This window comes from Massilia sp. DJPM01 (assembly GCF_030348125.1).
GTDB lineage: Bacteria > Pseudomonadota > Gammaproteobacteria > Burkholderiales > Burkholderiaceae_D > Telluria_A > Telluria_A frigida.
In genome coordinates, this window is sequence record NZ_JAQOZV010000021.1 from 1 (window position 1) to 25,828 (window position 25,828).

Below are 25,828 nucleotides of genomic sequence, written 5' to 3' on the forward strand. Positions count from 1 at the left end.
TTCGGTCGGCAGCAGCGGTTCGACCGCAATCACCGCCGGCACCGCCGCCTCGCTCAATACCGTGTCCGGTATCGACGTCTCGACCGCCAAGGGTGCATCGAACGCACTCAAGGTGCTCGACTCGGCCCTGGCCAACGTCAACAGCCAGCGCGCTTCCTTCGGCGCCCTGCAGTCGCGCTTCGAAACGGCCGTCACCAACCTCGAATCGACCTCGGAAAACCTGTCCGCCTCGCGCAGCCGGATCCAGGATACCGACTTCGCTTCGGAAACCGCGAAACTGACCCGCGGCCAGATTCTGCAACAGGCAGGCACCGCGATGTTGGCCCAGGCCAACTCCCTGCCGAATGGTGTGTTGTCCCTGCTGCGCGGCTGATCCACCCGGCTCCGCTTCGCTGCACTCCCCGGCCGCTGTTCAAGCGCCGGGGAATTTTCGTTAAAGGAAACAAGTCATGGAACTTCGTCCCTTAGACAACGCGCCGGCCGCGCCCCCGCTGCGCCCGGCAGCGCCCGAGAACGCCTTCGCCAGCGCCAGGACGGCAGCGCCGGCCGCCGCCGCTGCCGGCAAGAGCGCACCCGCGCGCCCCCCGGCCGAGCCCGATCCCAGGGAAGTGAGCAAGGTGGTCGGCGAAATCAATGTGGCGATGCAGGCGCTGTCGCGCAATATCGAGTTTTCGATCGATACAGACAGCCAGCGCACGGTGGTCAAGATCATCGACCAGACCACCAAGGAAGTGATCCGCCAGATGCCGACCGCCGAGGCGCTCGAAATCGGCAAGGCGCTGGAAAAAGTGCAGGGTTTGCTCATCAGGCAGACCGCGTAAGGCGAAAAACCGGGCATAAACCGAACAAGCAGCGGATTACCCCTCTAAAGTCTGGATAGAAGATGCCGTTAACTTAGTATATTCATGCTTTTATCAGGAGGCGTTCGTGGCCATTTCTTCCGTCAGTTCAGGCGGCTCTATCGACGTCAACGACATCGTCAATAAATTGATGATGGCGGAGAGCCGGCCCTTCGTCGCCATGCAGAACAAGGAAAAGGCGTACACCGCCAAATTGTCTGCCTATGGCACCCTGAGCGGAGCATTGGGCTCATTCCAGACTGCGGTCAGCGGCCTGGCCGATCCGACCAAGTTCAAGACCGTCGGCGCCAGCTCGACCGAATCGAGCGTGCTCACCGCCACCGCCGGCAAGGATACCGTCAAGGGCAGCTACGCCGTCAACGTGACCCAGCTGTCGCAGGCGCAGACCTTGACCTCGGCCGGCCAGGCCAGCACCAGCGCCCTGATCGGCAGCGGCGCGGCCACCACCCTCACCTTCGAATTCGGCAGCATCACGGGCGGCACCCTGACCAACGGCAATTACACCGGCGCCGCCTTCGCCCAGGACGCCACGCGCTCGGCGCGCACCGTCACCATCGATTCGAGCAACAATTCGCTGCAAGGCATGCGCGACGCCATCAACAAGGCCAACGTGGGGGTGACCGCGACCATCATTTCGGACGGCGGCGCCAACCCCAACCGCCTGGTGCTGACCTCGACCCAGACCGGCGAAACGTCGAGCATGCGGATCGGCGTCTCGGGCGACCCGGCCATCGACAGCCTGCTCGGCTATGCGGCCGACGGCACCCAGAACATGACCCAGAACAGCGTGGCGCAAAACGCCAAGCTGACCATCAACGGCGTGGCCATCAGCAGCCCGGGCAACAATGTCTCGGAAGCGATCCAGGGCGTGACCATCAGCGCGCTCAAGGTCGGCACCAGCACCGTCAGCATCACCAGCGACAGCACCGGCGCGAAGACGGCGATCAACAATTTCATCAAGTCCTACAATGAATTGAACAGCACCATCGCCGGCCTGACCACGGCGCCCAAGGCCAGCGAAGGCAAGACTGCCGGCGTGCTGCTGGGCGACGCCACCACCCGCAACCTGCAATCGAGCCTGCGCAAGATGTTCTTCACGCCGGTGCCGGGCATGGATGGCGATATCAGCAGCCTGAGCCAGCTGGGCGTGTCGTTCCAGCCGGACGGTTCGCTCAAGCTCGACAACACCAAGCTGCAAAAAGCCATCGATACCAACCTGGACGATGTGTCCAAGCTGCTCAGCACGGTTGGCTCGACCTCGGACAGCCTGGTCAGCTTCGTCGGTTCCACCAGCAACAGCACGGTCGGCACCAAGAGCCTGGTGCTGACCCAGATGGCGACCCAGGGCAGCGCCACCGGCAGCACCGCCGCCGACACCAGCATCACCGCGGGCGTCAACGACCAGCTGTCGCTGACCATCAACGGCGTGACCTCGACCGCGACCCTGCTGGCGGGCAGCTACACGGCGGCCAGCCTGGCCAGCCATGTGCAATCGATCATCAATGGCGCGGTCGGCGCGACCGGCGCCAGCGCCACCAGCGGCACCGGGGTGACGGTCAAGCAAGACAGCGGGATTTTCACGATCACCTCGAACAAATACGGGTCGACCTCGAAAATCAGCCTGAGCGGCTCGGGCGCGTCCGCCCTGCTGGGCACCCCGACCGTGGTCGACGGGCTCGACGTGGCCGGCACCATCGGCGGCGCGCTCGCCACCGGCAGCGGCCAGAACCTGACCGGCGACGTCGGCTCGGCCAGTTCCGGGATCCAGGTGCAAATCACCGGCGGCGTCATCGGCGAGCGCGGCAGCGTGAACATCTCGAAAGGGGTGGGCGCGCAATTTACCGAGCTGATCGACAGCTTTCTCAACGCCAAGGGCACCATTCCTGGCAAGAATGCCGGCATCAATGCCAGCCTGGCCGATATCGCCAAGCAGCGCGCGGCACTCAATGTGCGGCTGACCCAGACCGAAAAGGATTTGCGCAGGCAATATTCGACGCTCGACGTGACACTCTCGGGCATGAGTTCGACGAGTAACTTCCTGGCGCAGCAGCTCGCCTCCCTTGGCACCATTCGATAGCATACGACAGAAAGAGGACATCAATTATGTTTGGATCTTCCAACAGGGGCGCAAGCAGCTATGCCAAGGTCGGCCTGGAAACGAGTGTGGTGGCGGCCTCCCCGCACAAGCTGATCGTCATGCTGTTCGACGGCGCCCTGGTGGCGGTGCTCAGCGGCCTGATGCACATGAGGTCGGGCAACATCCCGGAAAAAGGCAAGGCGATCTCGAAAGCCATCCAGATCATCGACAATGGCTTGCGCGCCAGCCTCGACAAGAAAGCCGGGGGCCAGATCGCCGAGAACCTCGATTCGCTGTACGAATACATGAGCGCGCGCCTGCTCACCGCGAACCTGAAAAACGATACCGAGATCATGATCGAAATCCAGGGTTTGCTGACCGAGCTGCGCGAAACCTGGAACGCCATCGGTGCCGCCCCGGCCGGCGTTCCCGCGTCCGACGTAGCGCCAGTGCGCATATCCAACCTTGTGAGTGCCTGAACCATGACGATGACCAACGATGACGTGCTGTCGACCTACGAAGCGATGCTGGCCCTGTCGGCCCAGATGGTGAGCGCCGCCGAAAGCGGCGAGTGGGATGAACTGAGCCTGCTCGAAAAACGGGTCGGCGCGCATGTCGCAGCCCTGCAAGCCAATGACGAGCAAGTCTTGCTCGAAGGCGCCAGCCGGGTCAAGAAAGTAGCGATCATCAAGCAGTTGCTGGCGTACGACCGCATCATCCGCGACCTGACCACCCCATGGATGGCGCAACTGTCGCAACTGATCAACAGCAGCGGCACCTCGCGCCGGCTGAATAACGCCTACGGCGGCGTCTAGTCGCGCTCGCGATGCTGGCGCGCACGGACGGCCCGGGGGTGCATGCGGTCGGCAAGGTCGACCCGGTCCGGCCCGCGCTCGGCGTCGGCGACACCCGCCAGGATGCGCTGGCACGCGCGCTGTCGACCCAGCTCGGCCAGTCGATGCGGGTAGCGGTCCTGTCCAAGTTCAACGACGGCACTTTCCTGGTCCGGGTGGCGGGCGAACAGGCCCGCATGAGCCTGCCGCAAGGCGCGGAAGCCGGCACCGAGATGCCGATGACCCTGGTCGCGATCAATCCGCGCCCCCAGTTCCGCCTCGACAACCAGCCAGGCAGCGCGACTGGCCTGCCGGGCGGCCCCGCCCAGACGCCCTTGCCCGCTGCCGCCGGCCAGCCCCTGCCGACCGGCGCCACGCCCGAACGCGCACCACTGCAGGCTCCCGCGCTGCCGCAGGCGCAGCCCCAGGAAGGCCAGGGCGCCGGCGCCGCCAATCTCACCGGGCGCGCCACCAGCCTGGCCGCCACCCTGCTCGGCAAGGCGCCCCTGACCGCCAGCGCCGACCTGCCCTCGCTCGATGCCTCGACCCCGCCCGCCACGCTCAGCAACACCGGACAATTGCTCGCGCGCATACTCGACATCGGCCATCCCGCCCCCGGCAAGCAAGCTGCGATCGCCGGTGCCACGCCGTTGATCAACCCGAAACACGGCGCGCCCGACGCCGCCACGCTGGCCCACAAGCTGGAAGAAACGATCAGCCGCAGCGGCGTGTTCTACGAATCGCACGTGGCCGAATGGGCCGACGGCAAGCGTCCCCTGAGCGAACTGCAGCGCGAGCCGCAGATGCAGCAAGCCATGGCCACGCCCGGCGGCGGGGCGCGCCCGGCGGCGGCCGAACTGGCCAGCGCCCAGCTGATCAACCTGCAGCTGACGGCCCAGGAACAGGCGCGCGTGACTTGGCAAGGCCAGCTGGCGCCGGGCCAGGAGTTGCAATGGGAAATCCATAAAGATGCACCAGAGCAGCGCGGACGCGGCGACGACGACCCCACCGCCCCCGTGTGGAAGAGCGGCATGCGGCTGCGCTTTCCGCTGCTGGGCGAGATCGAAGCGAGCATCGTCACCACCGGCGCGCGGGTCCACATCGAGTTGCGCACCACCAGCCAGGGCACGGGCGAGGCCCTGCGCGCGCGCGCGGGCGAGCTGACCTCGGCGCTGGACGTGTCGGGCACGGCGCTGGCCTCGCTCATCATCCGCACCCCGGAAGCTGGCGATGGCTGAGCCGCTGCCCAAGCGCCCGCAGTCGGCGGTCGCGCTGGCCTACAACAACGGCGACCCGGCGCCCAAGGTGGTCGCCAAGGGCAAGGGCTTGATTGCCGCCCAGATCATCGAGCGCGCCAAGGATGCCGGCGTGTTCGTGCACGAGTCGAAGGAATTGGTGGCCCTGCTGATGGGCGTGGACCTGGACCGCCAGATCCCGCCCGGTCTGTATCGGGCGATTGCGGAACTGCTGGCCTGGCTATATCATATTGAAGCCGCACAAGCGGCAGGTAGCCCCCTGCCCGCCCCGCCGGACGCAGCCCTTTTCATCGACCGACCACAAGAAGCGGCAGACAAAGATGCAATCAACCAATGATTCCGATATTGAAAGCTGGCACGACTTTGAAGTCGCCTCGCGCAAGGAAATCATCGCATTGTTGCGCGGCATCGGCGAAAAGCGCCAGCTGGTGCGCATGGTCATCCGGCGCGGCACCGAAGTGTGCGTCTCTGCCATCCTCGAGGTCGATCCCGACAACAACACCCTGACCCTGGACGGCTCGGCCGACCCGGAGCAGCACCGCCGCTTTGCCAATGTGGGCCGGATGGCCTTCGAAACCTCGCTCGACAAGATCCGCATCCTGTTTTCCTCCGAGGAGGTGCAAGCGACCACCTTCGAGGACACGCCGGCGTTTACGATTCCCATTCCCGAGACCCTGATCCGCTTGCAGCGGCGCGAGTTTTACCGCATGGCCACGCCGGTCAGCAACCCGGTGTCGGTGGTGATCCGCCTGGCGCAGGATGCCGGCGGCGGCACCCACGTGTTTCCGCTGGCCGATATCAGCTGCGGCGGGATCGCCATCCTCGACAACAAACTGGTGCTGGGCACCACGATCGGCCACAGCTACACGGGGTGCCGCATCGATTTGCCCGATGTGGGCGCGGTCCAGACCACCCTGATGATCCGCAACTCGGTCGACCTGACCATGCTCAACGACAAGACCAACCGCCGCCTCGGCTGCGCCTTCGTCGACATTTCGCGCGGCGGCCTGGCCAGCGTGCAAAAGTACATCACCAAGCTCGAACGCGAACGCAACGCGCGCCTGGCGGGCCTGGGCTGATCCGCGTCATCCGCTGGGCCAATTTATTCGCAGGGTCAATTTCGATATGCCGACCGTGGTGGTGTTCACCGATCCCAACGACGTGCTCGGGTATACCCTGGTGAAAAGCCCATTCGCCGCGCGCGCGGGCTACCTGATCATTGATGCGGGGGTGTCGAACGCACCGACCTACTTCGGGCTGATTGAGCTGCCCACCAGCGCGCACACCGATTACCCGCGCAACGCCACGGTACAGCGCATGATTGCCTGCGGCGAGCCGGCTGCTGAGGGATGCGGCAATTAGTCGGGGAACGGACTCGCTCGTCCGAGTCAGCACGACCGTCTGCTCGCCCCATTGCTGACCTTCATACTGTCCATAGGGAGCGAGTTCGGGACCTTTGCGCTCGACGGAGATCGATAGCAGTGTCAGCGTGATCGCCGACACGAGCGCGAGGCCAGCTAGACCCAACATACCGCGAGCTGACATATGCCCCTCATGTTTTAGGTTGAACTTCGACTGTCCGCTTCTGGCCGATTTTACCCGCTCATGCCGAATCAGTCACTGCCACTCGCCGCCCCATTGCAGACGGCACTGTTGGCGCTATAGCCCACGCAAAGTGCCCGTAAATTTTCCGCACGAACAAAAGTGTTTAACTGCGGATCCGACTTGTTCGAACACTATCTTACAGCCGCATTCGTCGCAAGATTCGGCGGATTTTCCTGTGCGACTAAACTGTCCCCAAGCCTCAAGAAAAAGCAGTCGATCTTGCTCAGAGAGCCTGCTGCTCCCAGACCTTTGCACAGGGACGCCCAGCATCTGAGAACGATCAGTTATGCCGATACTTTTGTTCCCGCAGTGGGGGCAGTCGGCTCCGACGGCTGTTTCACGACCACACATGCCGCAGTCTTCGCATGATTTCATCTCTTTTTTCCTCATGCCGAACTGGCCGTTCTCGCCTCCCACGGCCGCTTTAACTGGCTGGCACATGCAGTTTCCGTCAAACGCGGTCGGAAAGTTTGCCGGCAATGCCCGCGATCCGCGCCTTGAGCGAGAGCACATCGGTGAACTCGGCACGCTCCACCGGCTCGTCCCAGTTGCCATCCCTCACCAGCATGAGCAGAAAGCGGCCATGCTCATCGAACGAGGGAGTCCAGCCGACGTCCAGCACAAGATCGTCGCCGAAGACAATCTGCAGCAGGTCTTCCTTCAGGTAGTCGGCATGCTGGGCTGCGTCGAACGCATCGGGAAGAAACGAGATGTCGTCGAACACGACCACACCCTGTCCAATATCCATATTCCAAAACATCGCTGCCTTTCAGTGATCAATCAATCTCCGCTCACCTGCCGCGCCGCGCGGCCGGTACGTGCAGTACACGATACAAGAAAGCCGCCCCCGCCGCCCCTGCCAACATCGCGAACAGCCAGGATGAGGATGCGAACTCCGGCAAACCCTCGCGCGCCTCGCGGACATCACTCCACTCCTGTGCCACGCACATGGTGTTATACGCGGCATGCAGTCCAATGCAGGGTAGCAAGGACTTGGTGCGCTCATACAGCCAGCCGAGAAACACCCCGATGATCACGGCACCGACATATTGATAGATATTCATGTGCGCAAAGCCGAACAGCCCGGCCGATGCCAGGATGGCAGCCCATTTCGGATATTGGCCCAGAAAGCTGCGCAAGATAATTCCGCGAAATAGCATTTCTTCCAGCACCGGGGCCAGAACGCAGATCACCACGATCATTCCCACGCTGTCGGCCTTCATGTTGGCAAACAGGGCATGCTCCTGGGACGTCATGGGAAACAGCATGAGCATCGCTGCGTCGAGCATGGACATGGCCATGAAGATCAAGGGAAGCGTCAGGGCGACCGCCGGAAAGACCATCAGCACGGTGGCGCTGGCTGACGCCGGCGACGAGTGAAACAGCGCGCGGTAGCTCAGGCCTTTGTAGTGCATCACCGCGGTAAAGATAAGGCCATTGGCGAGCACCATGATCATGCCGGCCAAGTCGCGCGGCTCCATCGACAACGCGCCGCGCACGTCATACAGCGCCGCGCCCACCACATATTCGGCCATATACAGCGCGACAAACAGCATCAGCGCTTCCAGCGCGTTGGGGAAACGCTCTTTTTTCTTATCCATCAATCAGCAATCGTGTTTCCAGGCAGTGAAGCCAAGCAAAAGCACGAGTAAACGTGATTTCAAGAATTATTACAAGAAGGAAATTTCAATAAGGCGAAAGTGATCCCTGGCGAACGCAGGGGGAAAAGCGACAGCGGCCGCGCTCACACCTGCATATTCATGATCTCGTGATACGCCGACACCAGCTTGTTCCTCACCTGCACGGTTGCCTGAAAGCCAATACTGGCCTTTTGCATCGACACCATCACATCCGACAAACTCACCCGGTCGTCGCCCATGGTGAACGCCTTGCCCTGCTCGCCCGCCTTGAGCTGGGCATCGCTGACCTCGGCGATCGAATTCTTGAGCGCGTCGGCGAAGTCGACCTTGGCGACAGCCGGCTCGGGCGTGACCTTGAGCGCCGGCCCGACGCCGCCAGCCGGGCGCGCAGCGGCCGCCTTGAGCTGGGCCATCATCGCTTCGATCCGGTCAGATCCGATTCCGTTCACGTTCATGTTATTTCCTCTGTTCACACTGGCGGGCGCATCCCTGCCCCATCCCGCGAGTACAATATGCATACCAGCGAAGTCAGGGTGCCAGAATAGCACCCGGGTGGCGCGCCGGCCCCCCGAGCAGGGGCCAAAAGCGCGCTCTGTTCAATGCTTTGACGGGGGGCCCCGCCCCACATAATGGAGTCTGAGCCCCAGCCTTTGCGCAGGTTTGGGAAATTCCTACCAGTTTGGGCCTAGCCCGTCGGACATACCCACCATGGCAGCTGCAACCGCAGGAGAACTCGTCGATATCCCCCAGGACACGCCGCCCCCCACGTTCCTGCAGACTCCGCTCGGAAAAAATTTCCTGCGCGGGGGCGGCATCGCGGCGGTGCTGGCCTTGATGCTGGGCATCTGGCTGTGGAGCCAGCGCACCGAATACGGCATCTTGTTTACCAATGTCAGCGACAAGGATGGCGGCGCCATCATGGCTTCGCTCGACCAGATGGCGGTGCCCTACAAGTTTTCCGATGGCGGCGCGTCCATCATGGTGCCCAACGAGCAAGTGCACGGCATCCGTCTCAAGCTGGCCGCGCAAGGCTTGCCCAAGGGCGGCACGGTCGGCTTCGAGCTGATGGAAAACCAGAAACTGGGCGTGTCCCAGTTCCACGAACAAGTCAATTACCAGCGCTCGCTCGAAGGCGAACTGGCGCGCTCGATCGAATCGATCGCCGCCGTCAGCTCGGCGCGCGTGCACCTGGCCCTGCCGAAACCGTCGGTCTTCGTGCGCGAGCAGCAAAAGCCGACCGCCTCGGTGTTGTTGAACCTGCAAACCGGACGCGTCATCGACCAGGCCCAGGTCAACGCCATCGTCCACCTGCTGGCGTCGAGCGTGTCGGAACTGCCGGTCTCGAACGTGACCGTGGTTGACCAGAACGGCAACCTGCTGTCCGATCCGGATAAATCGGGCAACGCGCGCAAGCTCGATCCGAACCAGCTCAAGTACGTGGAAGCGGTGCAGAAGAACATCATCAAGCAGGTCGAGTCCCTGATCACGCCGCTGGTCGGCCCCGGCAATGTGCGCGCCGAAGCGACCGCCGACATCGACTTCGCCCAGGTCGACACGGCCGCCGAAGTCTACAAGCCAAACTCGCCACCGGAGCCGCAATCGATCCGCAGCCAGCAAACCTCGGAAGCGAACGGCCCCGGCAGCGCCAATCCGGCCGGCGTACCGGGCGCGCTCTCCAACCAGCCGCCGGGCCTGGCCACGGCGCCCCTGACCGCCACCGGAGCGCCCGGTACCGCGCCTGTGGCCACCACCGGCCCGACGCGCAAGGACAGCACCACCAATTTTGAAGTCGACAAGACCATCCGTTTCGAGCAGCGTCCGATGGGCCTGGTCAAGCGCCTGACTGTCGGCGTGCTGGTCAACCACCGGCGCTCGGTCGACGCCAAGACCGGCCGCGTCACGGTGACCCCGCTCGCGCCCGACCTGGTGGCCAAGATCAACGAACTGGTCAAGCAGGCGATGGGCTACTCCCAAAGCCGCGGCGACACGCTCAACGTCACCAATGCCGCCTTCGATGGCGTGGACAAGCCGGAAGTACCGGCCGCCACGCTCGACTGGTGGCGCGATCCGGCCAACCTGCCGCTGGCCAAGGATGTCGCCAAGTACCTGTTCGTGTTCGCGCTCATCGCGTTCCTGTACTTCCGCCTGCTGCGCCCGATGCTGCGCCCGGTGCTGACCAAGTTCGACAAGGCCCACGAAGTGCCGCCCGAGCCGGTCCCGACTGCGGAAGAAAAGGCCGAGGAAGCCGCCACCGCCGAGGCCGCCCAGCAGGAAGCCGAAGCCCTGGCCGAATCGCAGCAAGACCACAGCTACCGGGCCAACCTGGCGCTGGCCAAGAAACTGGCACAGGAAGATCCGCGCATCGTCGCAAACGTCATCAAGGCATGGGTAGGTACAAATGAATGATAATGGAATCCAGAAGGCAGCCATCCTGATGCTGGCCATCGGCGAGTCCGAGGCGGCCGAGGTGATGCGCTTCCTCGGCCCGCGCGAAGTGCTCAAACTCGGCGCGGCCATGGCCACGATGAAAAACGTGCAGCATGAACAGGTGGTTACCGTGCTCGACTCGTTCCGCGAGCAGACCGAACTGACCTCCACCGTCGGCCTCGATTCGGACGAATACATCCGCCAGGTGCTGACCAAGGCGCTGGGCGACGACAAGGCCGCGGTGCTGCTGTCGCGCATCCTGGGCGGCAAGGATGCCTCCGGCATCGAAAGCCTGAAGTGGATGGACGCCTCGTCGGTGTCGGAACTGATCCGCAACGAGCACCCGCAGATCATCGCCACCATCCTGGTCCACCTGGAGCGCGACCAGGCGTGCGAAATCCTGGGCAACTTCACCGACCGCCTGCGCAACGACGTGGTGCTGCGCATCGCCACCCTCGACGGGGTGCAGCCGGCCGCCCTGCGCGAACTGAACGACGTGCTCACCAAGCTCTTGTCGGGGAATGAAAACATCAAGAAATCCTCGCTCGGCGGCGTGCGCGCAGCGGCCGAAATCCTCAACTTCATGAGCGGCGAGCAAGAAGGTTCGGTGATGGACAACATCAAGAACTACGACAACGACATGGCCCAGAAAATCATGGATGAAATGTTCGTGTTCGATAACATCATCGATATCGACGACCGCGGCATCCAGCTGCTGCTGCGCGAAGTGCAGTCGGAAATGCTGATCATGGCGCTCAAGGGCGCCTCGCAGGAATTGCGCGAGAAAATCTTCCGCAATATGTCGGCGCGCGCCGGCGAAATGATGCGCGAAGACCTGGAATCGAAAGGACCGGTGCGCCTGTCCGAAGTCGAAACCCAGCAAAAACAAATCCTGCAGATCGTGCGCCGCCTGTCCGACGAAGGCCAGATCGTGCTCGGCAAAGGTGAGGATTCCTTCGTCTGATGGCTACCCTACCGAAAGAACTGCAAACCGCCTATCAGCGCTGGGAAATGAATTCCTTCGACCGCGTTCCGGAACCGGAACCGGTCTTGCTCGACACCGCGCCCGAGCAGGAAGCGCTGCCCGACGCACCGCCGGCGCCGGCCTGGCCGAGCGAGGACGAACTGGCCGCCATCCGCGAACAGGCGCGCCTGGAAGGCTACGAAGCGGGCCACGCGGCCGGCTACGCCGATGCGCAGGCGCTCGGGCGCGAGGAAAGCGCGGCCGAGATGGCCAACCTGCAATCGATCGCCGCCACGTTTACCCAGGCGCTCACCCAGGCCGACGAGAACATCGCCAACGACTTGCTCGAACTGACCTTGCACCTGGCCAAGAACATGCTGCGCACCGCGCTCACGGTCAAGCCCGAGCTGATCATCGCGGTGGTGCGCGACGCCATTTCCTACCTGCCGGTACTGCAGCTGCCGGCCGTGCTGATGCTGCACCCGGACGACGCGCGCCTGGTGCGCGAGGCCATCGGCGACGAACTCGACAAGGGCGGCTGGCGCGTGGCGGACGATGCGCAGATCACGCGCGGCGGCTGCAAGATCGATACCGCCAGCAACCAGATCGATTCCCAGGTCGAGGTGCGCTGGCAGCGCCTGGCCGCCGCGCTCGGCAAGAACGACGTCGAGTGGCTGGACCGATGAGCCGCCCCAAGCCCGAGCTGGACCGCCATACCAGCCGCTGGTCGTCCTACCTGCGCGACTGCGGCACCCTGGTCGGCTTCGTCGAGCCGCAGCTGGTGTCGGGCCGCATCACGCGCGTGGCCGGGCTGGTCATGGAATGCGTGGGCCTCAAGCTGGCCGTCGGCAGCGCCTGCACCATCCCGATGCCGAGCGGCGCCCGGGTGGAAGCGGAGGTGGTCGGCTTCGATGGCGACCGCCTGTTCCTGATGCCGCAAAGCGATGTCGAAGGCATTGTGCCGGGCACCAAGGTGCTGCCGGTCGAAGCCACCCTGCCGCGTCCGGGGTCGGTGGCCCATCCACGGCGCCGTCCGAGCGACCGCGCGCGCCACTTGCCGGTCGGCATGGGGCTGCTGGGCCGGGTGGTCGATGGCGCCGGGCGCCCGCTCGATGGCCTGGGGCCCCTGCTCACCGACGACAGCGGTCCGATCAACGTGCGTCCCGCCAATCCGCTCGACCGCGCCCCCATCGTGGAAACGCTCGATGTCGGCATCCGGGCGATCAACGCCATGCTCACCGTCGGCCGCGGCCAGCGCCTGGGCCTGTTCGCCGGTTCCGGCGTCGGTAAATCGGTGCTGCTGGGAATGATGGCGCGCTACACCAAGGCTGACGTGGTCGTGGTCGGCCTGATCGGCGAACGCGGCCGCGAGGTCAAGGAATTCATCGAACACATCCTGGGACCGGAAGGCCTGGCGCGCGCGGCCGTGGTGGCGGCGCCGGCCGACACCCCGCCGCTGATGCGCCTGCAAGGCGCGGCGTACACCACGGCGATTGCCGAACATTTCCGCGACCAGGGCAAGAACGTGCTCATGATCATGGATTCGCTGACCCGCTACGCCATGGCGCAGCGCGAAATCGCGCTGGCCATCGGCGAGCCGCCCGCCACCAAGGGCTATCCGCCATCGGTGTTCGCCAAGCTGCCGGTACTGGTGGAACGGGCCGGCAACGGCCTGGTGGGCGGCGGCTCGATTACCGCCTTCTACACCGTGCTCACCGAGGGCGACGACCAGCAAGACCCGATCGCCGACTCGGCGCGCGCGATCCTGGACGGCCACTTCGTGCTCAACCGGCGCCTGGCCGAGGCTGGCCACTATCCGGCCATCGACATCGAACAGTCGATCAGCCGCGCCATGCACACCATCACCAGCACCGCCCACCAGCACGCCGCGCGCCGCCTCAAGCAACTGTATTCGCGCTTCGAACGCTCGCGCGACCTGATCACGGTCGGCGCCTACGCCCACGGCAGCGACCCGGTGCTCGACCAGGCCATCGCCCTGAACGAGAAAATCGAAGCGTTCCTGTGCCAGGAAATCACGGACAACGTCGGCATGCCGCAGAGCTTGGCCGAATTGACCGCTCTATTCTCGTGATGGAATCGGAATCGGCGTGCCTATAATGATGCATTATGGCAAAACAAACCGTCCTCGATACCCTGCTCGAACTCGCCCAGCGCGACACCGACGAGGCCGCCAAGCGGCTGGGGGTGGCGATCAAGGCGGCCGAAGAGACCGAACAAAAGCTGCAGATGCTGCTGGGCTATCTGGAGGATTACGCGCTCAAGCTGGACGCGGCCCAGCGCGGCGGCATGACGCCGATGGCGTACGCCAATTTCATTGCCTTCATGGGCAAGCTGGAGCACGCCATCCTGGGCCAGCGCGAGATCGTCAAGCATGCGCACAACCGCAGCGCGGTGGAAAAGGGCTTGTGGCAGGCGAGCGAGCGCAAACGGGTGTCGTACCGCACCCTGAACGAGCGCGCAGCGGCTGAAGCACTGCGCCTGGAAAACAAGCGCGACCAGAAACAGATGGATGAACACGCCGCCCGCCAGGCTTATTACAAACGTTGATGCACCCTGTCATAACCAACCGATCGCCCGCCATGTCCACTTCTCCGATTCCGCAGCCACTGACTTCCCTGAACGCCACGCCGGCGCCGGCGCGCACCAATAGCGCCGCCTCCACGGCACCGGCGGTGCAGTTCGGCCAGACGCTGTCGCGCGAAATCGCGCAGCGCCAGAGCATGACCCAGCAGCCACCGGCGCCGGCCAAGGCCGCCGCGCCGCGCCCGGCCGAGAAAGCCCCCGCCGCGCGCCCGGAACAAGGCGCCAAGGCGGAGCAGGCCAGCGCGCCCGCCCCGGACGCCGCGCCAGCCCGCCCAGGCGCCCCGGCCGCCGGCAATGGCGGCAATACCCAGTCCGGCGAGAGCGGCAACAGCCCCGCGACCGACGCTAGCGCGGCCGCCGCCGCCGCTGCCGCCGACAGCGCCGCCGCAGCGGCCGCGCGCGCCGAACTGCCCCTGGCCGACATGCTGGCCCTGGTCGCCAGCCTGACCCAGCCGGCGCAAGCGGGGGCCGCGCCGGTGGCCAGCGATCCGGCCTGGAGCACGCTGGCCGCGACCCGCGGCGCCAGCGGCGCTGCTGGCGCCGCCACCGATCCGGGCCTGGCGGCCGATGCCGCGCTGGCCGCCTTCACCGCGCCGGCCATGGCGGCGGCCGGGCGTTTCCCGACCATCGATGGCGCCCCCACCCCGCCCGCAGTCGGCGCGCTGGGCCTGCCAACCGAACCGGCCCTGGCCATGGAAACCGATGCCGCCCCGGCGGGCGAGCTGCGCGCCCTGCTGGAAGGCGCCATGCCGCGCGCGGCCGGCGCCAGTGCCGCCGCCGACACCACCCAGGCCCAGGGCGCCGCGCCGGCACTGCAAGCGGCGCTGCTGCAAACCGAGGCGGCGCGCATCGCCCCCGCCGCCCGCGAGCTGCCCGAGGCCGTTGCCATCGAGACCAAGGCGATCGAGGCGACCCCGGTCGGCGCGCCGCTGCAGCAAGCCGCGGCCGGCCTGGCGCAGGCCGCCAATGGCGGCACCGACAAGCTGTCGGCGCGCGTCGGCACCCCGGCCTGGGACAACCAGGTGGGCCAGAAAATCGTCTGGATGGTGGCCGGCAAGGAACAAAGCGCGACATTGACGCTCAACCCGCCCGACCTGGGTCCGGTCCAGGTGGTGCTCAACATCAGCGGCGACAACGCCAGCGTGACGTTCTCGTCGGGCGAGCTGGCAGTGCGCCAGGCGCTGGAAAACGCCATGCCCAAGCTGCGCGAGATGATGGATGAAAGCGGCATTTCGCTGGGCAACGCCAGCGTCAACGCCGGCATGCCGGAACAGCGCCAGGATCAGGATCAGGGCGGACGCGCGACGGCGGGCGGCAGCGGCACGGGCGAGGTGCACGGCCTGGTCAACGGCAGCGCGTCCGACGCCAACGAGCGCCTGGCCGCCAAGACCCCGGCCCAGGGTGGACGGCTGGGCGTGGTCGACACCTTCGCCTGATGACGGACGGCATGCACTGTCCGGCATTCCCGGCGGCACACCCGGCGCCGCGCTTGCACAGCGCATCGGCTGTCGATAGCTAGCCACGAGTTGGGCCGGGTTCGGCCCTGTTTTCCACGCATCCGCCCGCTCATCTCTTCGCGAAAATGACATAATGCAGGCATGATCCACCGACGTCGTCTTGAGGTACTTTGAAAGCGAAAGCAAACATGAAAGCTGCAGCCCCCCCTGATGCGGCCGCCAAGCCGCCGTCGAAGAAACTGGCCATGATCGGTGCGCTGGTGGCCGTGCTTGCGCTGGGCGGCGGCGGCGCGGGCTGGTTTTTCATGCAAAAAGGGGGCGATGACACCGAGGAATCGGCCAAGCCGTCCAAGAAAAAGAAAAAGGCCAAGGCCCACGCGGCGCCGGTGTTCGCCCCGCTCGACGTATTTACCGTCAATCTGCAACCGGATGGCGAAGAAGAGAGCATGCTGCAAACCACCATCACGCTTGAAGTGCTGGGCCCCGAGCAAGCTGACCTGATCAAGGCGAACATGCCCAAGGTGCGCAGCCGCGTGCTGCTGCTGCTGTCGGCCAAGAAAGCCTCGGAAGTGAAGACGGTGGAAGGCAAGAACAAGCTGGCCGCGGAAATTCTCGAGGCGCTCAAGAAGCCGTTCGTCGAGCACGACGAGCCGCAGGAAGTGAACGAAGTCATGTTCACCCAGTTCATCATCCAGCCCCAATAATGCGCCATGGCCGATAATTTTCTCTCGCAGGAAGAAGTCGATGCCCTGCTCAAGGGCGTCAACGGCGACCAGGATGAAGCGTCCGCGCCCGAAGACAACACGGGCGTACGCACGTACAACCTGGCGACCCAGGAACGGATCGTGCGCGGCCGCATGCCGACGCTCGAAATCATCAACGAGCGTTTCGCGCGCCTGTTGCGGGTTGGCCTGTTCAACTACATCCGGCGCAGCGCCGAGGTCTCGGTCGGTTCGGTGCGGGTTTCCAAATACAGCGAATTCATCCGCAACCTGGTGGTGCCGACCAACCTCAACCTGGTGCACATGAAGCCGCTGCGCGGCACGGCCCTGATCGTGTTCGATCCGGGCCTGGTGTTTTTGCTGGTGGACAATCTGTTCGGCGGCGACGGGCGCTTCCATACCCGGGTCGAGGGACGCGATTTTACCCAGACCGAGCAGCGCATCATCTTGCGCATCCTCGATATCGTGTTCGATTCGTATGCGAAATCGTGGGAACCGGTGTATCCGGTCGAGTTCGAGTACATCCGTTCCGAGATGAATACCCAGTTCGCCAACATCGCCACCCCGAACGAAGTGGTGGTGTCGTCCACCTTCACCATCGAACTCGGTTCGGTGAGCGGCCAGATTCACATCTGCATGCCGTATTCGATGATCGAACCGATCCGCGACACGCTCACCTCCAGCCTGCAGGGCGAGGCGCTGGAAGTGGACAAGCGCTGGATCCGCCTGATGACCCAGCAGATCCAGATCGCCGAAGTCGAGCTGGTGGCCGTGCTGGGTACCGCGCGCGCTTCCTTCGACGAGATTCTCAATTTCAAGGTGGGCGACATCGTCGCCCTCAACGTGCCCGAACAGATCCAGGCCACCGTCGATGGGGTGCCGGTGATGGATTGTACTTACGGCGTGCTCAACGGACAGTACGCGCTCAAGGTCGAGAAACTGCTCGCCAATGCGGACACCAAATAATTTAGGAGAGCAATATGGCCGATAATCTGGAAGATGATGCAATGGACGACGACTGGGGCGCGGCCATCGCCGAACAGGCCAAGGCGGAAGCCGAGGCGCTGCAAAGCCAGGCCGCCAGCGCGGCCGTGTTCAAGGATTTTTCCAACAAGGGCACCAGGCCCGACACGCCGAACGATATCGACTTCATCCTCGACATCCCGGTCCAGCTCACGGTCGAGCTGGGACGGACCAAGATCGCCATCAAGAACCTGCTACAGCTGGCCCAGGGCTCGGTGGTCGAGCTTGACGGACTGGCGGGCGAGCCGATGGACGTGCTGGTCAACGGCTGCCTGATCGCCCAGGGCGAGGTGGTGGTGGTGAACGATAAATTCGGTATTCGGCTGACGGACATCATCACGCCGTCCGAACGGATTCGAAAACTGAATAAATGACGGCCCGCCTGCTTGCCGCCGTGGCGCTGGCGTGCAGCCTGGCGCCGGCCCTGGCCGCCGATAAGGCGGCTGCGTCCGTTCCTGCGGTTCCGACCGCATCCGTGCCTGCCGCCGCCGCGCCGCAGGCCAGTCTTCCGGTTGCGGCCCCGCTTGCGGCCCCGCTTGCGGCCCCGCTTGCGGCCCCGCTTGCGGCCCCGCTTGCACCTCCAGCTGCGGCTGCGGCCGCTGTCACGCCGGCGCCCGCCGCCGCCATGCCTGCCCCTGCCGCCGCGCAGCCGGCGCCCGGTCCGATGGCGGGGCCGTCGGCCGGCAACCTGCTGCAAACGATTTTCGCCCTGACCCTGGTACTAGCCCTGTTGGGCGGCATGGTCTGGTTCATGAAACGCTACGGTCCCCAAGCTGCCGCCGGCGCGGCCCAGATCCGCACCGTCGGCGCACTCAGCCTTGGCGGACGCGAACGCATCATCGTGGTCGAAGTGGGCGACCAGTGGATCGTGGTGGGCGCCTCGCCCGGCCGCGTCAACGCGCTGGCCACCATGCCCAAGCGCGATACGCCGCCCGGCAGCCCCGCAGTGCTGGGCAACGGCCCGGCATCCGGCACCTTCGCCGAGTGGCTGAAACAGACCATCGACAAACGCAATGGACGCTAAACCGCCTTCCCTGCCGCCGCTGCCCTCATTGAGCCGCGCGCGGCGCTGGCTGCCGCTGCTGGCGCTGGTGCCGGCCATCGGGCTGCCGGCGCTGGCCTTGGCCGCGCCGGGCATCCCGACCTTCACCAGCACGCCGGCCCCGGGCGGCGGCACGGCGTACTCGCTGCCGGTGCAGACGCTGCTCCTGATGACGGCGCTGTCGTTCCTGCCGGCGGTGCTGCTGATGATGACCAGTTTTACCCGCATCATCATCGTGCTGTCGCTGCTGCGCCAGGCGATCGGCACCCAGTCGGCCCCGCCCAACCAGGTCATGGTCGGGCTGGCGCTGTTCCTGACCCTGTTCGTCATGGGTCCGGTGTTCGACAAGATTTATGTGGAGGCCTACCAGCCCTTGCAGGAAAACAAGATCCAGATGGGCGAAGCCATGGACAAGGCGGTGGCGCCCCTGAAAACCTTCATGATCCGGCAGACGCGCCAGGCCGACCTGGCCATGTTCGTGCGCATTTCGCGCTCGGCCGCGCTGCAAGGGCCGGAAGACATTCCGCTGCGCATACTGATTCCGGCCTTCGTCACCAGCGAACTGAAAACCGCGTTCCAGATCGGCTTTGCCATCTTCATCCCGTTTCTCATCATCGACATGGTGGTGGCCTCGGTGCTGATGTCGATGGGGATGATGATGATGTCGCCGGCCGTCATTTCGCTACCGTTCAAGCTGATGCTGTTCGTGCTGGTCGATGGATGGCAGTTGCTGCTCGGCTCGCTCGCGCAGAGTTTTTACTAGAAAGGCCCGCCATGACCCCCGAAAGCGTGATGACAATGGGCCGCACGGCCATGGAAGTAACCCTGATGGTGGCCGCGCCCATGCTGCTGGTGGCGCTGATCATCGGCCTGATCGTCAGCATCTTCCAGGCCGCCACCCAGATCAATGAAGCGACGCTGTCCTTCATCCCCAAGCTGGTCGGCATTTTTGTTGCCCTGATCGTGGCCGGGCCGTGGATGCTGGCGGTCATGCTCGACTACATGCGCCAGGTGTTCAGCGGCATTCCCGGCCTGGTCGGCTAGGCGCGCCGGCGCCCTTCCCGCATGATCACCCTGACCAGCGCCGAGATGAATGCGTGGATCGCCGGCCTGCTGTGGCCGCTGTCGCGCATCCTCGGCCTGATCACGGCCGCTCCCCTGTTCGGCAATGCCAGCGTGCCGGTGCCGGTGAAAATCGGGCTCGGCGTGCTGCTGGCGACCATCATCGCGCCGGCCATTTCCGCCGTGCCGGCGGCCGATCCGCTGTCGATGGCCGGTTTGCTGATCCTGGTGCAGGAGTTGCTGATCGGCGTGGCGATGGGGTTTGCCATCCGCCTGGTGTTTGCCGCCATCGAAATGGCCGGCGAAATCTGCAGCCTGACCATGGGCCTGGGCTTCGCCAGCTTTTTCGATCCGCTCACCAAGGGCCGCTCCTCGGCCGTGAGCCAGTTCCTGGCGCTGATCGCGACCATGGCGTTTTTGGCCGCGAATGCGCACCTGGTGCTGCTCGAAGCGCTGGCCGAGAGTTTTATCACGATGCCGATTTCGGCCTCGCCGATGTCATCCAGTGCGGAATGGGAAATGGCAAAATGGGGCGGCCTGATTTTCAGCGCCGGGCTGCATTTGTCGCTGCCGATCGTCGCCGCCCTGCTCATTACCCAGGTGGCGCTGGGGATCCTGACGCGCGCCGCGCCGCAGCTGAACATCTTCGGGATTGGTTTTCCGATCACCCTGGGGGTGGGCATGCTGGTGATCGTGATGGTATTGCCGTACCTGGGCAATCCGTTCCAGGTGCTGTTCAACCAGGGCATCGAAACGGCACGGCGGGTGCCGCGCATGGCGGCCACGCCGGCGCCAGCGCCGGTACCGGCCGCGCCGCCTGCCAGAACCAACTGACATTTGACGACTTACGTGCGCGCCATAGGCATGCCGCTGCGGCCGTTCTATGGCTAACGATTTCAATGAAATTAAATCCAATGATTAAATCGGTTCTTCTTGCTTGGACTCTTACATTCTCCTTTACTGCTCAGGCGTGCACATGTGGGTTTGCACCACTTAATACAGAGGCGACGCGCCACGCGAAAAACGTATTTATTTTTCGATTGAGCCAAGCCAAGGTAAATCTCATCAGTGGCAATAAGCGCAGTGGGGCGGAAATAATAGGCCGGATAAAAATCATCGATCGCCTGCGCGGAGTTAAAAAACTTCCTGAACAAATCAGGTTCTCCACTGACTCTTGTTGTGGGACTCGCCTTGATGTGGGTAGCTATTTTGTGGCCTTCATATCGGACGCTGGATCTCAATTCGTTGCGCATAAGGGCAACGTCATGGAAGTGGGAAGGGAATATGCATTGTCCCGAACCAAAACCCGCGAAAAGATACTTTCTGTTCTGGATGGGAAAGAAAAACTGGAAGACTTTTTTCCAGGGAGCTTCGAGATCGCACGGAGCAGTCCCCAGTATTGCCACCCTGTCCCAGGGAAGCGCTAATTTATTCGCCCCCCGGCTCCACGCCCTCACGCGACCTGAAACGGTGACAGCACGTTCATATCCGAAGACCAAGTCATCGAGCCGCCCATGCAACACCTTGTCCAGCCAGATCAGGACGTTCTACGGCGGCTGCGCCGTTCCGCCGCGTAGTGTCGGATCTAATGACGTGCAGTAGCGCAGACTCCAACAGGCTTTACTGGGTCAGTCTCAGGGCCTTGCGCAGTTGAATAAGTCGTGCAGGGAAGGAACAAGCCGGATAACGCGCGCGGCTGGACATTGCCCTTGTCGGACGAGGTACCGGCCAGCCGGCTGGACGATCTGCTGCGCCCCCTGCGATGCGGTTTCTGCGGATGCAAACTGGCTGGCTACAGCCGGTGCACAGGCGCATCGGGATCGACAGGCCGTCGGTGCATGTTGTGCAAGCACTAGCCGATGTAATTAAACAGCGATAATCCCGACAATATCTTGAACGACTTCTGCGCCGCTTCGAGCGTGGTCTGCTGCTGCGCGAACTGCGACAGGGCTTTGACCATGTCCAGGTCTTGCAGGTTCGATAGCGCGGTCTGGTACTGGATGTCGCGGTCCGAACCGGCGCTGTCGAGATAATCGAGTTCCTGCATGCGCGAGCCGAACGAGGCGCGCACCGACAGGATGTTGTCGAGCGACGAGCCCAAGTTGGCATTGGCCACGCTCAGGCTGTTGGCCAGTTGGGCCTTGCCGCCGGCGCCGATGCTCGGCTGGCGCAGCGCCGCCACCAAATCGGTGATGGTGGTAAACACCGACTGGTTCACGCTCGGCGTGGTGGTAAAACTGTCGCCGTTGGCCGGCTCGCCCTTGACGTCGAGCGCCATGCCGTCGAACGCAATCTGCTGCCCGGTTTTGTAGGGCTGCGGCGTGGCCACGGCCGGCGGACGCGGAATCGATTCGTTGGTGGTGGTATCAGTCACCATGTAGGTCGTCACCGGCGGCGTGGTCGCCGTCACCGCGAAGGTCACGCTGTAATCGTGGCCAGTCAGCGCCGCCTTGTTGGTCACCGTGCCCGGCGACACCAGGCCTGAGCCGGTGTTCCCCGGCGCGGCGCGCGTCTGGAAGCTGCCGTTACCGGTCATATTGCGTTCGAAAATGGCGTTGCCGGTCTCGCTCACCGGCATCGTGCGCGACGAGCCCACCTGCAACTGGCGCTGGCCCTGGTCGCCGTTGTACTGGGCGCCGGTGGCGGTTTGGGTGAACGGCTGGGTGTTGGCGCGGTGGCCGGCAAACAGGTAACCGCCCACGCCGTCTTCGGTATTGGCCACGGCCAGCAAATCCTGCATGCGCGATTCGAGGTCGATCGCGATCGCTTCGCGGTCGGGCGGGGTCAGCGAGCCATTGCCGGCGTACACCGCCAAGCGCTGGATTTCCTGCATCAAGGTGGTGGCGCTGGTGAGCGCGCCTTCGACCTGCCCCAGCGAACTGTTGGCATTCATGCGGTTGACCTTGAACTGCTCGTTGACCGAGGCCGACTGGGTCAGTTCGAGCGCGCGCGCGGCCGCGACCGGATCGTCGGCGGCCGTCACCAGGCGCCGGTTGGTCGACAGCTGCATCTGGGTCTTGGCCAGCTGGGTCTGCAAACTGCCGAGCTGGCCCGTGCCGTTGGCAAAAATGGTGCTGGTGCTGATACGCATGATGTTTCCCTCGACTGAACTGCTCAACTACAACGATTAACGGCCGATCGACAGCACCGTATCAAACAGGGTACTGGCCATCTGCATCACCTTGCCGGCCGCCTGGTAGGCTTGCTGGTACTTGAGCAGATTGGTCGCTTCTTCGTCCAGGTTCACCCCCGAGACATCCTGCTGGGCCGCCGTGACCTGCTTGAGCAGGGTATCGCCGGCCTGGCCGTTGACTTGCACTTCGCGCGTCTTGTTGCCCACAAAGCTGACCAGCTCGGCGTATGCCGACTGGTAGGTGGCCTTGCCGCCATCGAGGATCGGCTTGGTTTGCAGGTTGCCCAAGAGGCGCGCGTTGCGGTTGTCGGCCGTGCCATTGCTGTTGGGGGCGACCGTGAAGGTGTCGCCCGCGACCGGGGTGCCGGCAAATTTCAGGTTGACGCCACCGAAGTTGTAGTTGGCGCCGGCCGTGAACGGAATCGAGGCGGTGCCGGCCGGATACGTCGTCGCCACGCCATTGGTGGTGACGGTCACGGCCTGGGCCGCCGGGAAACCCGACAGGCTGGCCGGGGCACCGCCCACCGTCAGGTTGACCGGCGCCGTCAGCGCGTTGCCGGGCGTCAGGTAAGCCGCGTCGACAGTGCCTTCGCTGATGGTCACCGTGCCCTTGTTACTGAGCGGCATGCTGGTGCTGATCGGGGCCGCCGCCGCAATCGAATTGCGCTCGTTGACCATCATCGAAAAATCCGAAGCGCCGTTGATGGTCGGACGCACCAGGAAGCTGTCGCCGGCCGCCGCGCTGCCGGTGACGGTAAAGGCCACGCCATCGATGGTCTGCGGGCCGGTCTGCGGAAACGGGGTGACCGGGAACGGTTTGTTGTCCGACAGGCGGGTCACCATGTAGTTGCTGCCGTCGTAGCTGACCTTGTAGTCGCTCTGGGTCAGCGCGGTCGGGTCGACGATGGCGGCCTGCACATCGGTGGTGCTGCCGACCGCATTGTTGATATTGCGCCCGACCACGGGCACGCCGACCTTGAAGAAGTCGCCGCCCGGACTGCCGGCCGCATCGATGCCGAGGCGGTGCTGGGCATTGAAGGTCTGCGCCAGGCCGATGGCCACGCGGCCGAGCGAATTCTGGGTGCGGTCGAGGGTGCCGGAACGAAATTCCATCAGGCCGCCGAGTGCGCCTCCGGTGAACACCTTGTCGTCCAGCACGGTCGTTTTGCTGCCGGTGACGAAGCCGACTTGCACCCGGCTCAGGTCGGTCGGCGAGGTGGTGGCCACCAGTTCGAAGGCCTTGTTGCCCACCACCAGCGGCTGGCCGGTGCCGATCGCGACCGTCATGCTGTTGTTGTTGCCGCGCGTGACGGTGGTCTTGACTTCCTTGTTCAGGTCGGCGATGAGCTGGTCGCGCGCATCCATCAGGTCGTTCGGCTCGTTGCCGGTACCGGTGCTGAGCTGGGCGATCTTGTCGTTGAGCTGGCCGATCTGCTGGGCGTAGGAATTGATGACACCGACCTTGGCCGTGATTTCGCTGTTGACGCCCTGGCGGATCTCGGTCAGACGGTCATCGATGCCCTGGAAGCGCGACACCAGCGATTCGCCGTTCGACAATACCGCCTGGCGCGACGCGGCCGAGGACGGGTTCGAGGCCATGTCTTGCACGCCCTTGAAAAAATCTTGCAGCGCCGGCGACAGGCCGGACGTGGTGTCGGACAGCAAGTTGTCGACCTGGCTGATCTGGGAATAGAAGGCGTCGAGCGAGCTGACCTGGGTCTGGGCGGAACGCACCTGACCGTTCAGGAAGGGGTCGGAAAAGCGCTTGATCTGCTCGACCTCCGTGCCGCTGCCGACGAAGCCATAGCCGAAAGCCTGGGCCGTGCCGCTCGCCTGTACCACTGTCTGGCGGCTATAGCCGGCCACATTGGCGTTGGCGATGTTATGCCCCGCCGTGGACAAGCCTACTTGCGCCGCGAACAGCCCGCTCTTGCCGATGTTAAGTAGATTTCCAGACATGATGTGTTTTCTTTCCTTGAATATCTCTATCTACGGCAGTTTTGCGAGAAACTTGAGCGGGCCGCGCAGGCCGGGCCGCGTAGGCCGGGCCGCGCAGGACAGGCGGGAAGTCGTTTCCGGCAGTGCCAGAAACGACGACGGGGTATTGGCCTATGCCAGGTTGCGCTGGATGATCTTGGTCAGCTTGGCCGCGTACAGGGGATCGGTGGCATAGCCGGCCTTTTGCAGTCCGTGGGCGAAGCCGGCCGCATCCTGGGCATTGGCCAGCACTTTCTCGTAGCGCGGGTTATTCGTGATCAGTTTGGCGTAATCCTTGAAACTGTCGGCATACGAATCGTAGGCGCGGAATTTCTCGACCCTGGTCTGCGGCTTGCCGTTGACGTATTCGGTCGTGACTGCGGTGGCAACCTTGCCAGTCCAGCCAGGGCCGGCCTTGATACCGAACAGGTTGTGGCTGGTGCCGCCATCGGCATTGCGGATTTCGCGCTTGCCCCAACCCGATTCGAGCGCGGCCTGGCCCAGCATGAACTTGGCCGGGATGCCGGTCGCGCGCGAGGCTTCGTCGGCGTGGGCGCCGAGTTTTTCCTGGAACGCGCGCACGTGCGGCGACTGCACCCGCCCGCTCGCGCTCACGCCCGGCACCGTGGCCGTCGATGGCGTAACGAGTGCGCCCGGCACGGTGGCCGTCGATGGCGTGACGAGTGCGCCCGGGGTCTTGATCATTTCACCGGCATCGCGTCCGGCCGGCATGGCGATGCGCTTGGCGGGCTGGTCGCCGGCGATGGCGATCGGCTGGGCCGCCTGGACGGACGGATCGCCATTGATCGCCAGCGCCTGCGCATTCGTGGCCTGGCTGCTCAGCTGGCGGATCAGCACGTCGGCCAGGCCGACCCCGCGCTTGGCCAGGTTTTGGCTCATCTGCTGGTCGAGCATGGTGGTGAAGGTCTTGGTTTGCTGGCTGTCGAGCATGCCTTCACCCTGGGGCGTGGCGTCGCGCATGCTTTTCATCATCATATTGATGAACATCGCCTCGAACTGGGTCGACGCCGTTTTCAGCGCTTCCGGGGAGCCGGCCTTGGCCGACTGCTTGAGCCCACCCAAGGCGTTGGTGTCGAGGGCGAGCTTGCTGCTCAGGTCGTTCGATGGGCCGATCATGATGGCATC

29 protein-coding genes are annotated in these 25,828 nt (G+C 64.3%); 23 read left to right on the forward strand and 6 right to left on the reverse strand.

What is annotated here, in order from left to right; all coding sequences use genetic code 11:
- The 9 genes from PO883_RS15140 to PO883_RS15180 form a co-directional block, all read left to right on the forward strand.
- On the forward strand, window positions 1-373 hold a 373-nt coding region (locus tag PO883_RS15140; protein ID WP_289310513.1), incomplete at its 5' end, for a flagellin.
- Between the two features lie 76 nt (window positions 374-449).
- Window positions 450-821, forward strand: coding sequence for a flagellar protein FlaG (locus tag PO883_RS15145; RefSeq protein WP_289310514.1), 372 nt, complete (start codon window positions 450-452; stop codon window positions 819-821).
- Window positions 822-927: 106 nt separating this feature from the next.
- Window positions 928-2,937, forward strand: a complete 2,010-nt coding sequence (gene fliD, locus PO883_RS35120) for a flagellar filament capping protein FliD (protein WP_289310515.1) — start codon at window positions 928-930, stop codon at window positions 2,935-2,937.
- Window positions 2,938-2,963: 26 nt separating this feature from the next.
- Window positions 2,964-3,416 carry a flagellar export chaperone FliS gene (gene fliS / locus PO883_RS15155; RefSeq protein WP_289310516.1) on the forward strand — a complete coding sequence of 151 codons (453 nt, stop codon included), beginning with the start codon at window positions 2,964-2,966 and terminating at the stop codon, window positions 3,414-3,416.
- A gap of 3 nt (window positions 3,417-3,419) precedes the next feature.
- On the forward strand, window positions 3,420-3,752 hold the full coding sequence (locus tag PO883_RS15160; protein ID WP_289310517.1) for a flagellar protein FliT: 333 nt from the start codon (window positions 3,420-3,422) through the stop codon (window positions 3,750-3,752).
- A gap of 11 nt (window positions 3,753-3,763) precedes the next feature.
- On the forward strand, window positions 3,764-5,008 hold the full coding sequence (locus PO883_RS15165; protein WP_289310518.1) for a flagellar hook-length control protein FliK: 1,245 nt from the start codon (window positions 3,764-3,766) through the stop codon (window positions 5,006-5,008).
- On the forward strand, window positions 5,001-5,363 hold the full coding sequence (locus tag PO883_RS15170; RefSeq protein ID WP_289310519.1) for an EscU/YscU/HrcU family type III secretion system export apparatus switch protein: 363 nt from the start codon (window positions 5,001-5,003) through the stop codon (window positions 5,361-5,363). The genes PO883_RS15165 and PO883_RS15170 overlap by 8 nt, the downstream gene beginning before the upstream one ends.
- A complete protein-coding gene (locus PO883_RS15175; RefSeq protein WP_289310520.1) occupies window positions 5,347-6,105 on the forward strand; it encodes a flagellar brake protein in 759 nt (252 codons plus the stop codon). Before PO883_RS15170 ends, PO883_RS15175 begins: the two co-directional genes overlap by 17 nt.
- A gap of 46 nt (window positions 6,106-6,151) precedes the next feature.
- On the forward strand, window positions 6,152-6,388 hold the full coding sequence (locus PO883_RS15180; protein ID WP_289310521.1) for a hypothetical protein: 237 nt from the start codon (window positions 6,152-6,154) through the stop codon (window positions 6,386-6,388).
- 694 nt (window positions 6,389-7,082) lie between these two features.
- Here PO883_RS15180 and PO883_RS15185 read toward each other — a convergent pair.
- The 3 genes from PO883_RS15185 to fliE form a co-directional block, all read right to left on the reverse strand.
- Window positions 7,083-7,355: a hypothetical protein gene (locus tag PO883_RS15185; RefSeq protein ID WP_289310522.1), complete on the reverse strand. Its 273-nt coding sequence runs from the start codon at window positions 7,353-7,355 to the stop codon at window positions 7,083-7,085.
- Window positions 7,356-7,422: 67 nt separating this feature from the next.
- Window positions 7,423-8,232, reverse strand: coding sequence for a CPBP family intramembrane glutamic endopeptidase (locus tag PO883_RS15190; RefSeq protein WP_289310523.1), 810 nt, complete (start codon window positions 8,230-8,232; stop codon window positions 7,423-7,425).
- A gap of 143 nt (window positions 8,233-8,375) precedes the next feature.
- Window positions 8,376-8,726, reverse strand: a complete 351-nt coding sequence (gene fliE, locus PO883_RS15195; protein WP_289310524.1) for a flagellar hook-basal body complex protein FliE — start codon at window positions 8,724-8,726, stop codon at window positions 8,376-8,378.
- A gap of 253 nt (window positions 8,727-8,979) precedes the next feature.
- On the opposite strand from fliE, the gene fliF reads away from it, so the two are divergent.
- From fliF to PO883_RS15265, 14 genes are all read left to right on the forward strand, one after another.
- Window positions 8,980-10,677: a flagellar basal-body MS-ring/collar protein FliF gene (fliF, locus tag PO883_RS15200; RefSeq protein ID WP_289310525.1), complete on the forward strand. Its 1,698-nt coding sequence runs from the start codon at window positions 8,980-8,982 to the stop codon at window positions 10,675-10,677.
- Complete coding sequence (gene fliG, locus PO883_RS15205; RefSeq protein ID WP_167088027.1) at window positions 10,670-11,662, forward strand: flagellar motor switch protein FliG; 993 nt, start codon at window positions 10,670-10,672, stop codon at window positions 11,660-11,662. Before fliF ends, fliG begins: the two co-directional genes overlap by 8 nt.
- The gene (locus PO883_RS15210) at window positions 11,662-12,348 is read left to right on the forward strand and encodes a flagellar assembly protein FliH (RefSeq protein ID WP_289310526.1); all 687 of its coding nucleotides are present in this window, start codon (window positions 11,662-11,664) and stop codon (window positions 12,346-12,348) included. The genes fliG and PO883_RS15210 overlap by 1 nt, the downstream gene beginning before the upstream one ends.
- Window positions 12,345-13,754, forward strand: a complete 1,410-nt coding sequence (gene fliI / locus PO883_RS15215) for a flagellar protein export ATPase FliI (protein ID WP_289310527.1) — start codon at window positions 12,345-12,347, stop codon at window positions 13,752-13,754. Before PO883_RS15210 ends, fliI begins: the two co-directional genes overlap by 4 nt.
- Before the next feature lie 35 nt (window positions 13,755-13,789).
- The gene (gene fliJ / locus PO883_RS15220) at window positions 13,790-14,230 is read left to right on the forward strand and encodes a flagellar export protein FliJ (protein WP_167088021.1); all 441 of its coding nucleotides are present in this window, start codon (window positions 13,790-13,792) and stop codon (window positions 14,228-14,230) included.
- Between the two features lie 32 nt (window positions 14,231-14,262).
- The gene (locus tag PO883_RS15225) at window positions 14,263-15,702 is read left to right on the forward strand and encodes a flagellar hook-length control protein FliK (protein ID WP_289310528.1); all 1,440 of its coding nucleotides are present in this window, start codon (window positions 14,263-14,265) and stop codon (window positions 15,700-15,702) included.
- A gap of 209 nt (window positions 15,703-15,911) precedes the next feature.
- On the forward strand, window positions 15,912-16,427 hold the full coding sequence (gene fliL, locus PO883_RS15230; protein ID WP_289310529.1) for a flagellar basal body-associated protein FliL: 516 nt from the start codon (window positions 15,912-15,914) through the stop codon (window positions 16,425-16,427).
- Window positions 16,428-16,433: 6 nt separating this feature from the next.
- Entirely contained in the window at window positions 16,434-17,411 is a 978-nt protein-coding gene (gene fliM / locus PO883_RS15235; RefSeq protein WP_054264144.1) for a flagellar motor switch protein FliM, read from the forward strand.
- Window positions 17,412-17,425: 14 nt separating this feature from the next.
- Window positions 17,426-17,842 (forward strand): flagellar motor switch protein FliN, encoded by a 417-nt coding sequence (gene fliN, locus PO883_RS15240; RefSeq protein WP_167088015.1) that lies wholly within the window; start codon window positions 17,426-17,428, stop codon window positions 17,840-17,842.
- The gene (fliO, locus tag PO883_RS15245; protein WP_289310530.1) at window positions 17,839-18,492 is read left to right on the forward strand and encodes a flagellar biosynthetic protein FliO; all 654 of its coding nucleotides are present in this window, start codon (window positions 17,839-17,841) and stop codon (window positions 18,490-18,492) included. The genes fliN and fliO overlap by 4 nt, the downstream gene beginning before the upstream one ends.
- On the forward strand, window positions 18,482-19,273 hold the full coding sequence (gene fliP, locus PO883_RS15250) for a flagellar type III secretion system pore protein FliP (RefSeq protein WP_289310531.1): 792 nt from the start codon (window positions 18,482-18,484) through the stop codon (window positions 19,271-19,273). The genes fliO and fliP overlap by 11 nt, the downstream gene beginning before the upstream one ends.
- Before the next feature lie 11 nt (window positions 19,274-19,284).
- Window positions 19,285-19,554 (forward strand): flagellar biosynthesis protein FliQ, encoded by a 270-nt coding sequence (fliQ, locus tag PO883_RS15255; RefSeq protein WP_167088009.1) that lies wholly within the window; start codon window positions 19,285-19,287, stop codon window positions 19,552-19,554.
- A gap of 21 nt (window positions 19,555-19,575) precedes the next feature.
- Window positions 19,576-20,406: a flagellar biosynthetic protein FliR gene (gene fliR / locus PO883_RS15260; protein ID WP_289310532.1), complete on the forward strand. Its 831-nt coding sequence runs from the start codon at window positions 19,576-19,578 to the stop codon at window positions 20,404-20,406.
- A 65-nt stretch (window positions 20,407-20,471) separates the two neighbouring features.
- Window positions 20,472-20,999: a hypothetical protein gene (locus PO883_RS15265; protein WP_289310533.1), complete on the forward strand. Its 528-nt coding sequence runs from the start codon at window positions 20,472-20,474 to the stop codon at window positions 20,997-20,999.
- 425 nt (window positions 21,000-21,424) lie between these two features.
- On the opposite strand, the gene flgL is transcribed toward PO883_RS15265, so the two are convergent.
- From flgL to flgJ, 3 genes are all read right to left on the reverse strand, one after another.
- Complete coding sequence (flgL, locus tag PO883_RS15270; protein WP_289310534.1) at window positions 21,425-22,663, reverse strand: flagellar hook-associated protein FlgL; 1,239 nt, start codon at window positions 22,661-22,663, stop codon at window positions 21,425-21,427.
- 36 nt (window positions 22,664-22,699) lie between these two features.
- A complete protein-coding gene (flgK, locus tag PO883_RS15275) occupies window positions 22,700-24,664 on the reverse strand; it encodes a flagellar hook-associated protein FlgK (protein ID WP_289310535.1) in 1,965 nt (654 codons plus the stop codon).
- A gap of 150 nt (window positions 24,665-24,814) precedes the next feature.
- Window positions 24,815-25,819 (reverse strand): flagellar assembly peptidoglycan hydrolase FlgJ, encoded by a 1,005-nt coding sequence (flgJ, locus tag PO883_RS15280; protein WP_289310536.1) that lies wholly within the window; start codon window positions 25,817-25,819, stop codon window positions 24,815-24,817.
- Between the last annotated feature and the right edge of the window lie 9 nt (window positions 25,820-25,828).